Here is a 13,757-nt window from a genome sequence, read left to right as displayed (position 1 = left end):
GTGCTGACCGATCCCCGCTTTACCGCTGAAGTAGAGATAACCATACCGTTTCACGATGTCGATATGATGGGCGTGGTCTGGCATGGCAACTATTTTCGCTATTTTGAGATTGCCCGCGAAGCGCTACTGAATCAGTTCGATTACGGCTATCGCCAGATGAAAGCCTCCGGCTATGTCTGGCCGGTGGTGGATACCCGGGTGAAATACCGCGATGCCGTTACCTTCGAGCAGCGGATTCGCGTGCGTGCCCAGATTGAAGAGTTTGAGAACCGTCTGCGCATCGCCTATCAGATTTTTGACGCGCAAACCGGCAAACGGACCACCACCGGCTACACCATCCAGGTGGCGGTAGAAGAGGCGACCCGCGAAATGTGCTTCGTCAGCCCGGCCATTTTATTTGAACGTATGGGAGTCACGCCATGAAGTGGTTACCGCTGCTTGCCCTGCTGATCAGCCCCCTCGTCAGTGCCGTTACGCTGGACGAACTGCAGCAGCGCTTTACCGAACAACCGGTGGTGCGCGCGCACTTCGATCAGACCCGCACCATCAAGGATCTGCCCCAGCCGCTGCGCTCGCAGGGGGAGATGCTGATCGCCCGCGATCACGGCCTGCTCTGGGATCAAAAAAACCCCTTCCCGATGATGCTGCTGCTGGACGACAAACGAATGGTGCAGGTAATTAACGGCCAGCCGCCGCAGACCGTCACCGCTGAAAATAACCCGCAGATGTTCCAGTTTAACCACCTGCTGCGCGCCCTGTTCCAGGCGGACCGCAAGGTGCTGGAAGAGAACTTCCGCATCGCTTTCAACGATCTCGGCAACGGGCGCTGGTCGCTGGTGTTAACCCCAACGACGACCCCGCTGGACAAAATTTTCAGCACGCTGGATCTGGGCGGTGCCACCTTTCTGGAGTCGATTCGTCTGAACGATAAGCAGGGCGATCGTACCGATATCACCCTTTCTCAACATCAACTGACGCCTGCCAGCCTGACCGATGACGAACGCCAACGCTTTGCCGCACCGTAAATCCCTGCGCCCGGCGCTGGCCTGGGCCGCACTCTGCCTGGTGCTGCTGGTCATGCTGTTGTCGCTGCTGCCCGGCGCGCGGCTCAACAGCAGCGTGCTGGCGATGCTGCCCAAACAGACGCTGGGGGCGATCCCGCCGGCGCTGAATGACGGCTTCATGCAGCGCCTCGACCGCCAACTGGTGTGGCTGGTCAGCCCCGGCAAACAGCCCGATCCCAGGGCTGCACAGCAGTGGCTGAACCTGCTGCAGCGGTCATCGGCGCTGAACGAGGTAAAAGGCCCCATGGACGCCGCCGGGCAGAAAGCCTGGGGGGCTTTTTTCTGGCAGCACCGTAATGGGCTGATAGACAGCGCCACCCGCGCCCGCCTGCAAAACGGCGGCGAGGCCCAGGCGCAGTGGATCCTCTCTCAGCTCTACTCGGCTTTTTCCGGCGTGAGCGGTAAAGAGTTGCAAAACGATCCGCTGATGCTGATGCGCGGCTCCCAGCTTGCGCTGGCGCAAAACAGCCAGAAGCTGCGCCTGATGGACGGCTGGCTAGTGACCCAGGACGCCGTCGGTAATTACTGGTATCTGCTGCATGGCGAGCTGGCCGGTTCGTCGTTTGATATGCAGCAGACCCACCAGCTGGTCACCACCCTGCATGACCTGGAAGAGAAGCTGAAAGGCCAGTATCCGCAGGCACAGTTGCTCTCGCGCGGCACGGTCTTTTACAGCGACTATGCCAGCCAGCAGGCCAAACGTGATGTCTCCACGCTCGGGGTAGCTACCCTCCTTGGCGTGATTCTGCTGATCGTGGCGGTGTTTCGCTCTCTGCGTCCGCTCTTGCTGTGCCTGATCTCCATTGGCGTCGGCGCGCTGGCAGGAACAGTGATCACGCTACTGCTCTTTGGCGAGCTGCATCTGATGACGCTGGTCATGAGTATGAGCATTATTGGTATCTCGGCGGATTACACCCTCTACTATCTGACCGAGCGGATGGTACACGGCGAGCATGACTCCCCCTGGCAGAGCCTGGCAAAAGTGCGTAACGCGCTGCTGCTGGCGCTGCTGACCACCGTGGCGGCTTACCTGATCATGATGTTGGCCCCCTTCCCGGCCATTCGCCAGATGGCGGTGTTCGCCGCCGTGGGGCTGAGCGCCTCCTGCCTGACGGTGATTTTCTGGCATCCGTGGCTTTGCCGCGGCCTGCCGGTATGTCCGGTTCCGGCGATGGTGTTGATGCTGCGCTGGCTGGCCGCGTGGCGCCGCAATAACAAACTCTCCGTAGGGCTGCCGATCGCGCTGGCGCTGGTCTCCGTCGTCGGTATAGCGACGCTTCACGTGGATGATGACATCTCCCAGCTGCAGGCGTTGCCACAGTCGATTCTGGCGCAGGAGAAAAGCATCACCGCGTTGACCGGACAGAGCGTGGATCAGAAATGGTTTGTGGTGCATGGCGCCACTGCACAGCAGACGCTGGAGCGTCTGGAAGCCTTTACGCCGGCGCTTGCGGCGGCGAAGACGGCGGGTGAGATTTCAGGCTACCGCACCCTTCCCCTCAACTCGCTGGCGCGACAGAAGCGCGATCTCGCGCTGTTGCAACAGGCCGCCCCGGCCGTCACCAACGTGCTGAATGGGGCGGGGCTGGCCACGGTTAGCCCGGATTTGAGCGCCATGCCCGTGCGGGTGGACGAGTGGCTTAACAGCCCGGCCAGCGAAGGCTGGCGCTTACTGTGGCTGACGCTGCCCAACGGTGAAAGCGGAGTGCTGGTGCCGGTGGATGGTGTGAAAGAGAGCGCCGCGCTGGACCAGCTCGCCAGCCAACATCCGGGCGTGGTGTGGGTCGACAGAAAAGCCAGTTTCGACACGCTTTTTGCGCTCTATCGCGCCGTGTTAACCGGGCTGCTGTTGGTGGCGCTGGGGGTGATTGCCTGCGGCGCGATGCTGCGTCTTGGCTGGCGTAAGGGGTTGATAAGCCTGGTGCCGTCGCTACTCTCGCTCGGCTGCGGCCTGGCGGCGCTTTCCGCGACGGGCCACCCGGTAAACCTCTTCTCGTTACTGGCGCTGGTGCTGGTGCTGGGAATCGGGGTTAACTACACCCTCTTCTTCAGTAATCCGCGCGGCACGCCGCTGACCTCCATGCTGGCGATTGTGCTGGCGATGATGACGACATTACTTACCCTCGGGATGCTGGTCTTTAGCGCCACGCAGGCGATCAGCAGCTTTGGCATTGTGCTGGTGAGCGGGATCTTTACCGCCTTCCTGCTTGCCCCGCTGGCGATGCCAACGAAAAAAGAGAGAAAACGATGATGACCTGGTTATTCCGCGCCGCCGCACTGGCCGCCGCGCTGCTGCTGGCGGGCTGTAGCCACTCCACAGACTCTGCCGAGGGTTCGCGCCCGCAGGCCTGGCTGCAACCCGGCACCAAAGTCACGCTGCCCGCGCCGGGCATTACGCCTGCGGTAAGCGCCCAACAGCTGCTAACCGGTACGTTCAACGGCCAGAGCCAGTCGTTGCTGGTGATGCTAAACGCCGATGCCCATAAGGTTACCCTCGCCGGGCTCTCGTCGGTAGGCATTCGTCTGTTCCTCGCCACCTACGACGAAAACGGGATCCACACCGAGCAGTCCATCGTGGTGCCACAGTTACCGCCCGCCAGCCAGGTGCTGGCCGACGTGATGCTGAGCCACTGGCCGCTCAGCGCCTGGCAGCCACAACTGCCAAAGGGCTGGACGCTACAGGACAAAGGCGATCGCCGTGAACTGCGCAATGCCAGCGGTAAGCTGGTGACGGAGATTGTCTACCTGCAACGTAAAGGTAAGCGCGAGCCAATCAGCATTGAGCAGCACGTGTTCAAATACCACATCACCATTCAATATCTGGGTGACTGAGATGATCTACATATCTGCCGTTGGCATGGTCAACGCGCTGGGTAATAACCCCGACGAGATTGCGGCTAACCTGATCCGCGGCATCGCTCCCGGCATGCACACCCGCGCAGGATGGCTTCAGGGACAGGATGCCATACTGGGCGGCGTGGAGGGCGAATTGCCCCCCATACCGGACGACTTTGCGCCGCACCGCACCCGTAATAATCAACTTCTGCTGGCGGCGCTGGCGCAAATCCAGCCTGCCGTCGACGATGCTATTGCCCGCGTCGGTCGTGACCGCGTGGCGGTGATCCTCGGCACCAGCACATCCGGGCTGGATGAGGGCGATGAGCATGTGCGTCTGTCACTCAACGGTGAGGCCAGCCTTCGCTGGCAGTACTCGCAGCAGGAGTTGGGCGATCCTTCCCGCTTTCTCGCAAACTGGCTGGCGCTGGAAGGGCCTGCCTATACCCTCTCTACTGCCTGCTCCTCCAGCGCCAGAGCTATCATCAGCGGGCGTCGCCTGATCGAGGCAGGACTGGTGGATGTTGCCATTGTCGGCGGGGCCGATACGCTAAGCCGCATGCCGGTGAATGGTTTTAACAGCCTGGAGTCGTTCTCGCCCACGCTGTGCGAGCCTTTTGGTCGCGATCGCCACGGCATCACCATTGGCGAAGCGGCTGGCCTGATGGTGCTCACCCGCGAGCCGCAGCCGGTGGCCCTGCTGGGGACGGGTGAATCGAGCGACGCGTACCATATTTCTGCGCCGCATCCGCAGGGTGAAGGCGCTATTCGCGCCATTCAGCAGGCGCTGAACGATGCCGGACTGACGACTGCAGACGTGGGCTACATCAACCTTCACGGTACCGCCACGCCGCTCAACGATCAGATTGAGTCGCAGGTGGTCCATGATCTCTTTTCCGACAGCGTGCCCTGCAGCTCAACGAAACATCTGACCGGGCACACCCTGGGCGCGGCGGGCATTACCGAAGCCGCCCTCAGCTGGCTGATCCTTACCCGCGACCTGCCGCTGCCGGCGCAAGACTTTAGCCGCTACGCCCCCGATCCCACCTTACCGGCGTGCGGCCTGCTGCACCATGCGGTCGCGCTCGAGAAACCGGTGATTTTGTCCAACTCGTTCGCCTTTGGCGGCAACAATGCCAGCATCCTGCTGGGGAGAGTGTCATGAGTTATCTATTGCCGGTGGACTATCTGCCGCACGACGCGCCCATGCTGCTGCTTGAAACGGTGGAACAGGTCACCGACGAGTCTGCCGTCTGCCGCGTCACGGTAAATCACACAGGGGTACTGGCCCCGTTTCTGAATGCCGATGGTGCCTTACCGGGCTGGTATGCCCTGGAGCTAATGGCGCAGACCGTTGGCGTCTGGTCCGGCTGGCATCGTCAGCAGCAGGGGCAAAGCACCATTTCGCTCGGTATGGTACTGGGCGCCCGTGAGCTGGTGTGCGCCGCGGGCCTGTTTGCCGCCGGTCAAGAGCTGGCTGTCACGGTCAAACTGCTGATGCTGGATGAGCGGTTCGGCAGTTTTGAATGCACCATCACTGCGGGCGAGGCGTTGCTGGCCACGGGCCGGGTCAATACCTTTCAGCCTACACAGGAAGAGTTAACATCACTATTCAGTCAGGGAGCACGCACATGAGTCGTTCCGTTCTGGTCACCGGAGCCAGTAAAGGCATTGGGCGGGCTATCGCCCTGAAACTTGCCGCCGATGGGTTTACCGTTGGCGTGCATTACCACCGCGACGATGCTGGCGCGCAGCAGACGCTGGAAGCCATCCAGCAGGCGGGCGGCAGTGGCCGTGTTCTCTCCTTTGACGTGGGTAATCGCGAACAGTGTCGCGACGTACTGGAACGCGAGATCGACACCTTTGGTGCCTGGTACGGCGTGGTCAGCAACGCCGGGATCACTCGTGATGGCGCCTTCCCGGCGCTAAGCGAAGATGACTGGGACAGCGTGATCCACACTAACCTCGACAGTTTTTACAACGTTATTCACCCCTGCATTATGCCGATGATTGGTACCCGCCGCGGAGGGCGCATTATCACGCTATCGTCAGTTTCCGGCGTGATGGGCAACCGTGGCCAGGTCAACTACAGCGCGGCCAAGGCGGGGATTATCGGGGCCACAAAAGCCCTGGCCATTGAGCTGGCGAAACGAAAAATCACCGTCAACTGCATTGCCCCTGGGCTGATTGATACCGGGATGATCGAGATGGAAGAGACCGCACTCAAAGAGGCGATGTCCCTCATCCCCATGAAACGTATGGGCCAGGCGGATGAAGTTGCCGGGCTGGCCAGTTATTTGATGTCAGACATTGCGGGCTATGTTACCCGCCAGGTCATTTCCATTAACGGAGGGATGCTATGACGCGTCGCGTAGTGATTACAGGCATGGGCGGCGTCACCGCCTTTGGTGAGACCTGGCAGTCGGTCTCGGCTCGCCTGCAGGCCTATGAGAATGCGGTACGCAAAATGCCGGAGTGGCAGGTTTACGCGGGTCTGCACACCCTGCTTGGCGCCCCCATTGACGATTTCACGCTACCGGAGCACTACACCCGTAAGCGTATCCGCGCCATGGGCCGCGTGTCGCTGATGTCGACCCGCGCCACCGAACTGGCGCTTGAGCAGGCAGGTCTGATTGGCGATGCGGTGCTGACCAACGGGGAGACCGGCATTGCCTATGGCTCCTCAACCGGCAGTACCGGTCCGGTGAGCGAGTTCGCCACCATGCTGACCGAAAAGCACACCAATAATATTACCGGCACCACCTACGTGCAGATGATGCCGCACACCACGGCGGTCAATACCGGGCTGTTCTTTGGCCTGCGCGGCCGCGTGATCCCCACCTCCAGCGCCTGCACCTCCGGCAGCCAGGCTATTGGCTACGCGTGGGAAGCGATTCGTCACGGTTACCAGACGGTGATGGTCGCAGGCGGCGCCGAAGAGTTGTGCCCCTCTGAGGCGGCGGTCTTCGACACCCTGTTCGCCACCAGCCAGCGCAACGACGCGCCCAAAACGACACCCTCCCCCTTTGATGCCTCGCGCGACGGTCTGGTGATCGGCGAAGGGGCAGGTACGCTGATTCTGGAGGAGCTGGAGCACGCCAAAGCGCGCGGAGCGACGATTTACGGCGAGATCGTTGGCTTTGCCACCAACTGCGACGCCGCGCATATCACCCAGCCGCAGAAAGAGACGATGCAGATTTGCATGGAGCAGTCGCTGAAAATGGCAGGCTTAAGCCCGCTGGATATGGGGTATATCTCAGCCCACGGCACCGCGACCGATCGGGGAGATATGGCTGAAAGTCTGGCAACGGCTGCTATTTATGGGGATAACGTGCCGATTTCGTCGTTAAAAAGCTATTTTGGCCACACGCTGGGGGCCTGCGGCGCGCTGGAAGCCTGGATGAGTTTGCAGATGATGCGTGAAGGTTGGTTCGCGCCGACGCTCAATTTAAGAGAACCGGATGAGCAATGCGGCGCATTAGATTATATTATGGGTGAAGCCCGTCATATTGATTGCGAGTATCTGCAAAGCAATAATTTCGCCTTTGGCGGCATTAATACTTCTCTTATCATCAAACGCTGGGCTTAACCTATGTACCAGTTTTTACTGGGAAAGATTTCAACACTAAGCGCCGATCCTCTGGCATCAGCGCTGTCAGACCAGGCGCCGCAAGGCGCACGTCATGCAGCCTGGCTGGCGGGCAGGACGCTGCTCACCCGGGCATTATCCCCTGCCCCATTACCGGAGATTGTCTTTGGCGAACAGGGAAAGCCTGCGTTCGTCGATGCCAAACCCTTCTGGTTCAATCTGAGCCACAGCGGTGATGATATCGCCTTGCTGCTGAGTGACGAAGGCGAAGTGGGCTGTGATATCGAAGTGGTGCGCCCACGCGATAACTGGCAGGCACTGGCCAATGCCGTCTTTAGCGTGGCCGAACACCGGGAGCTAGAAGAGGAAGCGCCAGAGGCAAAACTGTCTGCTTTCTGGCGCATCTGGACGCGCAAAGAGGCGATTGTGAAGCAGCGCGGCGGCAGCGCCTGGCAGATTGTCAGCGTGGATAGCACCTACCATTCCGCCCTGAGCGTTAGCCACTTCCAGTACGGTGCACTCAGTCTCGCCGTCTGTACGCCTACCCCCTTCCCCCTGCATGATGGAGCGCTACAGGTCGTATAGCGCGCTTTATTTCAGGTTCGCTGGAAAGTCTGCCGGCAGCTCGCTGGCAGCACAGGCGATCACCGCATCGTTATCCGCCCCGCAGTCGCGAACAAAGGTGATAGTCGCGAACTCATCGATCACTTCCGTCGGATAGGCCGGGCCCGCTTCACGGTATTCGGCCATCAGCGGCAGGTGGTCGTTCTGGAAGCAGACGGTTTTTTCCGGGTTATTCATCACCCAACGCGGGAAGAAGATCGTGCCGTGGAACAGTTTATCCCCGAGGTTCACTATCAGGCTTACGTCAGTACCGGTCGGTTCAGTCCAGGAAATTTTATAAATACTCTCGCCGACGCGGACAATGTAAGCATGTTGGTCTTTTACCCAGCGATTCGCCACGATCCCGCTATGAATACGGTAGTCGAGGGTATGGTCGTTTTTGACATAAATCTCGTAGTTCCAGCCGTTATCATAGGTATAAACCAGATGTTTACCGACGAAACCGCTCAAATCAAATTTATCAAACTGGCTCATAATGATTCTCCTCTGTTTCAATGAGGTCATCTTACGCCTGCAAAAATTGGATGAATAACGCTATGATTTAATCAAATTCATTCAAAAATTAGATAGGTTATGCATAAAACGACCCTTGAACAGTGGGCCCTGCTTGAACGCGTGATTGCGTTAGGCAGCTTTGCGCGGGCCGCCGAAGAGACTCACCGCAGCCAGTCTTCCGTCAGCTACAATCTAGCACTCTTACAAGAGCGGCTGGGCGTGGCTCTGCTGGTACAGGAGGGCCGTCGGGCCGTGCTGACGCCCGAAGGCGAACTGCTGCTAAAACAGGTGAAACCGTTGCTGAAGGCCTTCACCTGGCTGGAAAACCACGCCACAACGCTACGAAACGGGATGCGCACCCGGCTGGATCTGGTGGTAGACAGCATCTTCCCTCGCCGCCATCTTTTTGCCATTCTGCGTCAGTTTCAACAACGCTACCCGCAAACCCAGGTCCATCTGACCGAAATTCTCGAAAACGCCGGCGAGGCGATGGCCGAAAGCGAAGCCGACGTGATGGTCTTAACCCGTCGTCAGGATGTGACCGGGCGCGGCGAGTGGCTCATGAATATTGATTTTGTGGCCGTGGCGCATCGGGACCACCCACTGTTTGCCCTTGACGCGCCGCTCAATGATGAGATGCTGCGTCCGTGGCCTCTTATCCAGATAGCGGGACAGGACCATGCCGCCCCTGCGGGTGGTGAAGCCTGGACCTTCTCGACCATCGATGCCGCCATCGAAGCGGTGATGTACCAGGTGGGATATGGCTGGTTGCCAGAAGAGCGCATCCAGCCGCAGCTGGAAAGCGGCGTTTTGAAGGTACTCCCCCTGAGCCACGGCTTACGCCGCGCCACGCCGCTTCATCTGATCGTGAAACGCACCCTCACCCCGCTCGATGAACAGGTCGATACCTTACTGCGCCTCTTCAGCCAGCCGTCATAACGCTGAACTGCTACGCTTATGGGTCTGAACTTCAATCATGACAAGGAGCAGACCGTGAAAATTGATCTTACGGGGAAAGTGGCGCTGGTAACGGCTTCTACCGGTGGAATTGGCTTCGCCATTGCCAGAGGACTGGCCGAAAGCGGTGCCGAAGTGATCATCAATGGCCGCAGTACCGAATCAGTCAACAAGGGGATTCAGCAGTTACAGCAGGTGATACCCGGCGTAACGGTACGTGCGGCGGTTGCTGATCTGAGCACCCAGGAAGGGGTAGAGGCGGTTCTGCGGACGGCATCGAACGTTGATATTCTGGTCAATAACGCCGGCATTTACGGCCCGCAGGATTTCTATGCAACCGACGATGAAACCTGGGATCGCTACTGGCAGACCAACGTGATGTCTGGCGTGCGTCTTTCACGCGCCCTGCTGCCCGGCATGGTGCGCAAGGGCTGGGGCCGGGTGGTGTTTATCTCCTCCGAGTCCGCCTGCAATATTCCGGCAGATATGATCCATTACGGGGTGAGCAAAACGGCGCAGCTGTCGCTGGCGCGCGGGCTGGCGAAATTTGTGGCCGGTAGCGGCGTAACGGTCAACAGCGTGCTGCCAGGGCCGACGCTCTCTGACGGCTTTGCCGACATGATGAAAGATGAGATCGAGAAGACCGGCAAATCGCTCGAAACGCTGGCGAAAGAGTTTGTGATGGCCAACCGTCCCAGCTCCGTGATTCAGCGTGCCGCCACGGTAGAGGAAGTGGCGAACATGGTGGTGTATGTCTGCTCGCAGCAGGCTTCGGCCACCTCCGGCGCGGCGCTGCGCGTGGACGGCGGCGTAGTGGATGACATTATCTGATCCTGAGCGCAATCGGGCTGTAAAAAACGCCCGTCGGTTTAAGAAATAGTCGGTTAAAACAGGTAAACTGACGGGCAGAAACTTTTCTATCGCTAAGACGTAGTTATGACCAATATGATTGCCGACGAGACCACGGCAAAGTCCACCGTGCTCTCTGTCTTCGACTTTGATGGAACATTAACCCATCACGACAGCTTTATTCCCTTCCTGCGCTTTGCTTTTGGCAAACGCTATTTTGCGGGTCGCCTGGTGCGCATGGCGCTGCCCACGCTCCACTGTGTGCGCCGCAAACTGACCCGCGATGAACTGAAAGAGGTGTTAATCAAAACCTTCCTCACCGGGGTAGATGAACACTGGTTACGTCAGCAGGCGGAAGCATTTTGTGAAAAGTACTGGAAAAAGCTGATGCGTCCGCAGGGCGTGCTGGCGGTTGCCGCGGAAGTGAACGCTGGCGCTGAGGTGACGATCTGCTCTGCCTCTCCGGCGCTGGTATTGCAGCCGTGGGCCGACAAGCTCGGTATTAAACTGATTGGCACCCAGCTGGAAGTGAAAGAGGGCAAGCTGACCGGAAAGATTACCGGCCACAATTGCCGCTGTGCACAGAAGGTCGCCAGACTGGAGAAGGTATATGGCGATCTCACCCAGTACCATCTGCGCGCCTGGGGCGATACCCGTGGCGATCACGAGCTGCTGGCTGCGGCGCAAGATCCGCACTGGCGGCACTTCCATCCGGCGCGCGCGCGCAGGAATTCGCCCATCAAAAATTAAGCTCCTTTTGGGCAGAGACGAAAACGGCAACCCAGAGGTTGCCGTTTTGCGTTTAACTTGCGTTCCGTTTCCCGGGGAACAACAGACTCGCCACAATACCGAGCGCCAGTACCCCCAGTACCACAAACAGGCTGGCGGTTGCCCCAATGCCATAGCCGTGATGCCAGAAATGGTCGGTGGCGTTAAGTCCCAGCTTAAAGGCCACGAAGAACAGCAGCAGCACCACCGCTTTTTCCAGGTGCACCAGATACTGCTTCAACGCTTCCAGCACAAAGTAGAGCGTACGCAGGCCGAGGATGGCAAACATCATGGCGCTGTAAATAATCAGCGGTTCGCGGCTTACGGCGATAATGGCCGGCACCGAATCGAACGCAAACATCACATCGGAAAGCTCAACAACTGCCACACAAAGCAGCAGCGGCGTGGCATAGCGCTTCGCCTTCTTCACGCGTCCGACCATCACCTCCTGGTTTTCCGGTTTTTCCAGTTCAGCATCCACCTCTTTCTGCGTCAGAAGAAACTTGTGGCTGCTGATCTTTGGCCAGACGGGATAGAAGCGTTTCACCAGACGGTAGGCCAGATGGTTGGAATAATCTTCCACTTCATCCTGCTCTTCGCCACGTTTAAGCATCATTACCGCCGTCCAGGCAACGATGAGTGCAAAAACCACCTCCACGTAGGGCCCCAGGCTCAACAGGCTGGTGCCGATTGCCACGAAGATCCCACGGAACACGATCGCCCCTAACACGCCCCAGTAGAGCACGCGGTGGCGATACTTATCCGGCACGCCGAACCAGGCGAAGATTGCCATCATCACAAACAGGTTATCGACCGAGAGAACCTCCTCGAGGGCATAACCGGTGAGGAACAGACTGGCCATTTCCGCGCCGTGGTGAACATAGAGAAAACCGGCGAAGGCCATCGCCATCATGACCCAGAAGATGGACCACATCGCGGCGCTTTTTAACGAGATCGGTTTGTCGTGACGGTGCATGAAGAGGTCGATAAACATCGCCCCGACAGCCATCACAACAAAGACAACAACGGTTTCCGTAGGGAAACCGAGATGAGCAGATGCCATATACAACCCTTTTTGAGAACCAGACACACCATGCAGCAAAGAAAAGGGCGGACCGTTAAATGGTCTCTTTACCCTTAATAAAATAAAAATCCCGCTCGGGGGCGGGAATTCACTACCCTGCATCATTCAAGCTGCAGACTAAAACGCTTGTGCTGGCCTTAAAAGACAAGCTCCGGGGAGGAGCCGGGTAACAAAGCCAACGCAGCTGCAGCTTGAAGGATAACGGGTATATTTTATCTCACAACGGGGCGTCTGGCAGGTTTTACTTTTCCGCCAGCGCCTGCGCGCAGGCCCAGGCGCTGGCCCATGCCCACTGGAAATTGTAACCGCCCAGCCAGCCGGTAACGTCCATCACTTCGCCAATAAAGTAGAGGCCTGGCACATTACGGGCTTCCATCGTTCTGGAAGAGAGTTCATGGGTGTCTACGCCGCCGAGGGTAACTTCTGCGGTGCGATAGCCTTCGGTGCCGTTAGGCTGCACTCGCCACTGCGTAAGGGTATCGACAAGCGTTTGTTGATCGCGGCTGTTGAGCTGTTTTAACGTGGTATCAGGAATCTGGCCCAACAAGATCAGGCACTCCACCAGCCGTTTCGGCAAGTGAATGGCAAGGGTATTTTTGAGGCTCTGATTCGGATGCGCCGCACGCTGCTCATCGAGAAACGCCGCCAGGTCGCACTCCGGCAGCAGGTTCACCGTTACGAACTCTCCGGGCAGCCAGTAGCTGGAAATTTGTAATACCGCCGGACCGGAAAGACCACGGTGGGTAAAGAGCAGATTTTCACGAAAAACGGTGCCGTCTTCGGCGGTGATCACCGACGGCACCGAAACGCCAGAGAGGGTTTGCAACTGCTCGAGCAGCGGCTTATGGAGAGTAAACGGCACCAGCCCGGCGCGGGTCGGTAAAACTTTCAGGCCAAACTGCTCAGCGATTTTGTAACCAAATGGCGACGCCCCCAGCCCCGGCATCGACAGGCCGCCGCTGGCAATGACCAGACTCGCCGCCTGAACGGTTTCACCGTTCAGTTGCAGGGTGTAGCCCTGCTCATCGCGGGTTACTTCTAACACTTCGGTACGTAAACGGAGAGTAACGCCGCCTTTATTACACTCAGCGACTAACATATCGACAATCTGCTGCGCAGAATCGTCGCAAAACAGCTGACCGAGCGTTTTTTCATGCCAGGCGATATTATGTTTACCTACAAGGTCGATAAAGTCCCATTGGGTGTAGCGCGCCAGGGCAGATTTGCAAAAATGACGGTTCTGGCTGAGATAGGCAGCAGGCTCAACATAAAGGTTAGTAAAATTGCAGCGGCCACCGCCTGACATCAGGATTTTACGCCCAGGTTTTTTGCCATTGTCCAGCAGCAAAATGCGACGCCCTGCCTGTCCGGCCATTGCCGCACAGAACATTCCCGCCGCACCGGCACCAATAATGATGGCATCAAACCTTTCCACGTCTTAATCCTCCAGATTCACAGGGCGCGAATTGTAAAGTTTCGTCGGTGGCCCTAC

General features: G+C 58.5%; 15 protein-coding genes. 12 read left to right on the top strand and 3 right to left on the bottom strand.

Features of this window, described 5'->3' with window-relative positions; all coding sequences use genetic code 11:
• Genes WFN75_RS19355 through acpT form a run of 9 tightly spaced genes read left to right on the top strand, consistent with a single transcriptional unit; the run spans position 1 to position 8,073 of the window.
• Positions 1-423, top strand: a complete 423-nt coding sequence (locus WFN75_RS19355; protein WP_263617422.1) for an acyl-CoA thioesterase — start codon at positions 1-3, stop codon at positions 421-423.
• Positions 420-1,025 (top strand): LolA family protein, encoded by a 606-nt coding sequence (locus tag WFN75_RS19350; RefSeq protein WP_263617421.1) that lies wholly within the window; start codon positions 420-422, stop codon positions 1,023-1,025. Before WFN75_RS19355 ends, WFN75_RS19350 begins: the two co-directional genes overlap by 4 nt.
• Complete coding sequence (locus WFN75_RS19345) at positions 994-3,315, top strand: MMPL family transporter (protein ID WP_336996680.1); 2,322 nt, start codon at positions 994-996, stop codon at positions 3,313-3,315. The genes WFN75_RS19350 and WFN75_RS19345 overlap by 32 nt, the downstream gene beginning before the upstream one ends.
• Positions 3,315-3,896, top strand: coding sequence for a DUF3261 domain-containing protein (locus tag WFN75_RS19340; protein WP_286767815.1), 582 nt, complete (start codon positions 3,315-3,317; stop codon positions 3,894-3,896). The genes WFN75_RS19345 and WFN75_RS19340 overlap by 1 nt, the downstream gene beginning before the upstream one ends.
• Position 3,897: 1 nt before the next feature.
• Positions 3,898-5,064, top strand: coding sequence for a beta-ketoacyl-[acyl-carrier-protein] synthase family protein (locus WFN75_RS19335; RefSeq protein ID WP_336996679.1), 1,167 nt, complete (start codon positions 3,898-3,900; stop codon positions 5,062-5,064).
• Positions 5,061-5,534, top strand: coding sequence for an ApeP family dehydratase (locus WFN75_RS19330; protein WP_336996678.1), 474 nt, complete (start codon positions 5,061-5,063; stop codon positions 5,532-5,534). Before WFN75_RS19335 ends, WFN75_RS19330 begins: the two co-directional genes overlap by 4 nt.
• Entirely contained in the window at positions 5,531-6,262 is a 732-nt protein-coding gene (locus tag WFN75_RS19325; RefSeq protein WP_207292566.1) for a 3-ketoacyl-ACP reductase FabG2, read from the top strand. Before WFN75_RS19330 ends, WFN75_RS19325 begins: the two co-directional genes overlap by 4 nt.
• The gene (locus WFN75_RS19320) at positions 6,259-7,488 is read left to right on the top strand and encodes a beta-ketoacyl-ACP synthase (protein ID WP_207292567.1); all 1,230 of its coding nucleotides are present in this window, start codon (positions 6,259-6,261) and stop codon (positions 7,486-7,488) included. The genes WFN75_RS19325 and WFN75_RS19320 overlap by 4 nt, the downstream gene beginning before the upstream one ends.
• 3 nt (positions 7,489-7,491) lie before the next feature.
• Complete coding sequence (gene acpT / locus WFN75_RS19315; RefSeq protein WP_207292568.1) at positions 7,492-8,073, top strand: 4'-phosphopantetheinyl transferase AcpT; 582 nt, start codon at positions 7,492-7,494, stop codon at positions 8,071-8,073.
• Positions 8,074-8,079: 6 nt separating this feature from the next.
• Here acpT and WFN75_RS19310 read toward each other — a convergent pair whose 3' ends face one another.
• Positions 8,080-8,589 carry a phenolic acid decarboxylase gene (locus WFN75_RS19310; protein ID WP_288822079.1) on the bottom strand — a complete coding sequence of 170 codons (510 nt, stop codon included), beginning with the start codon at positions 8,587-8,589 and terminating at the stop codon, positions 8,080-8,082.
• 96 nt (positions 8,590-8,685) lie between these two features.
• Here WFN75_RS19310 and WFN75_RS19305 point away from each other — a divergent pair, with 96 nt between their 5' ends.
• The 3 genes from WFN75_RS19305 (at position 8,686) to WFN75_RS19295 (ending at position 11,163) form a co-directional block, all read left to right on the top strand.
• Positions 8,686-9,546, top strand: coding sequence for a LysR family transcriptional regulator (locus WFN75_RS19305; RefSeq protein WP_207292569.1), 861 nt, complete (start codon positions 8,686-8,688; stop codon positions 9,544-9,546).
• 54 nt (positions 9,547-9,600) lie between these two features.
• Entirely contained in the window at positions 9,601-10,395 is a 795-nt protein-coding gene (locus WFN75_RS19300; protein ID WP_046886837.1) for an SDR family NAD(P)-dependent oxidoreductase, read from the top strand.
• A gap of 105 nt (positions 10,396-10,500) precedes the next feature.
• Positions 10,501-11,163 carry an HAD family hydrolase gene (locus WFN75_RS19295; protein WP_080346650.1) on the top strand — a complete coding sequence of 221 codons (663 nt, stop codon included), beginning with the start codon at positions 10,501-10,503 and terminating at the stop codon, positions 11,161-11,163.
• A gap of 52 nt (positions 11,164-11,215) precedes the next feature.
• On the opposite strand, the gene WFN75_RS19290 is transcribed toward WFN75_RS19295, so the two are convergent.
• Entirely contained in the window at positions 11,216-12,244 is a 1,029-nt protein-coding gene (locus WFN75_RS19290; RefSeq protein ID WP_040078198.1) for a TerC/Alx family metal homeostasis membrane protein, read from the bottom strand.
• 262 nt (positions 12,245-12,506) lie between these two features.
• Positions 12,507-13,700, bottom strand: a complete 1,194-nt coding sequence (locus WFN75_RS19285) for an NAD(P)/FAD-dependent oxidoreductase (RefSeq protein ID WP_336996677.1) — start codon at positions 13,698-13,700, stop codon at positions 12,507-12,509.
• Positions 13,701-13,757 lie beyond the last annotated feature (57 nt).

This window comes from Leclercia sp. UBA7405, assembly GCF_037152215.1.
Lineage (GTDB): Bacteria > Pseudomonadota > Gammaproteobacteria > Enterobacterales > Enterobacteriaceae > Enterobacter > Enterobacter pneumoniae.
The sequence above is the reverse complement of the archived record's forward strand: the minus strand, read 5'-3'. Positions and strand labels throughout refer to the sequence as shown.

Bases quoted from the DNA above. Each gene is read 5' to 3' on its own strand.
- WFN75_RS19350 (WP_263617421.1), top strand. From the start codon at position 420: ATGAAGTGGTTACCGCTGCTTGCCCTGCTGATCAGCCCCCTCGTCAGT.
- WFN75_RS19320 (WP_207292567.1), top strand. From the start codon at position 6,259: ATGACGCGTCGCGTAGTGATTACAGGCATGGGCGGCGTCACCGCCTTT.
- WFN75_RS19305 (WP_207292569.1), top strand. From the start codon at position 8,686: ATGCATAAAACGACCCTTGAACAGTGGGCCCTGCTTGAACGCGTGATT.
- acpT (WP_207292568.1), top strand. From the start codon at position 7,492: ATGTACCAGTTTTTACTGGGAAAGATTTCAACACTAAGCGCCGATCCT.
- WFN75_RS19340 (WP_286767815.1), top strand. From the start codon at position 3,315: ATGACCTGGTTATTCCGCGCCGCCGCACTGGCCGCCGCGCTGCTGCTG.
- WFN75_RS19345 (WP_336996680.1), top strand. From the start codon at position 994: ATGACGAACGCCAACGCTTTGCCGCACCGTAAATCCCTGCGCCCGGCG.
- WFN75_RS19325 (WP_207292566.1), top strand. From the start codon at position 5,531: ATGAGTCGTTCCGTTCTGGTCACCGGAGCCAGTAAAGGCATTGGGCGG.
- WFN75_RS19335 (WP_336996679.1), top strand. From the start codon at position 3,898: ATGATCTACATATCTGCCGTTGGCATGGTCAACGCGCTGGGTAATAAC.
- WFN75_RS19290 (WP_040078198.1), bottom strand. From the start codon at position 12,244: ATGGCATCTGCTCATCTCGGTTTCCCTACGGAAACCGTTGTTGTCTTT.
- WFN75_RS19295 (WP_080346650.1), top strand. From the start codon at position 10,501: ATGACCAATATGATTGCCGACGAGACCACGGCAAAGTCCACCGTGCTC.
- WFN75_RS19330 (WP_336996678.1), top strand. From the start codon at position 5,061: ATGAGTTATCTATTGCCGGTGGACTATCTGCCGCACGACGCGCCCATG.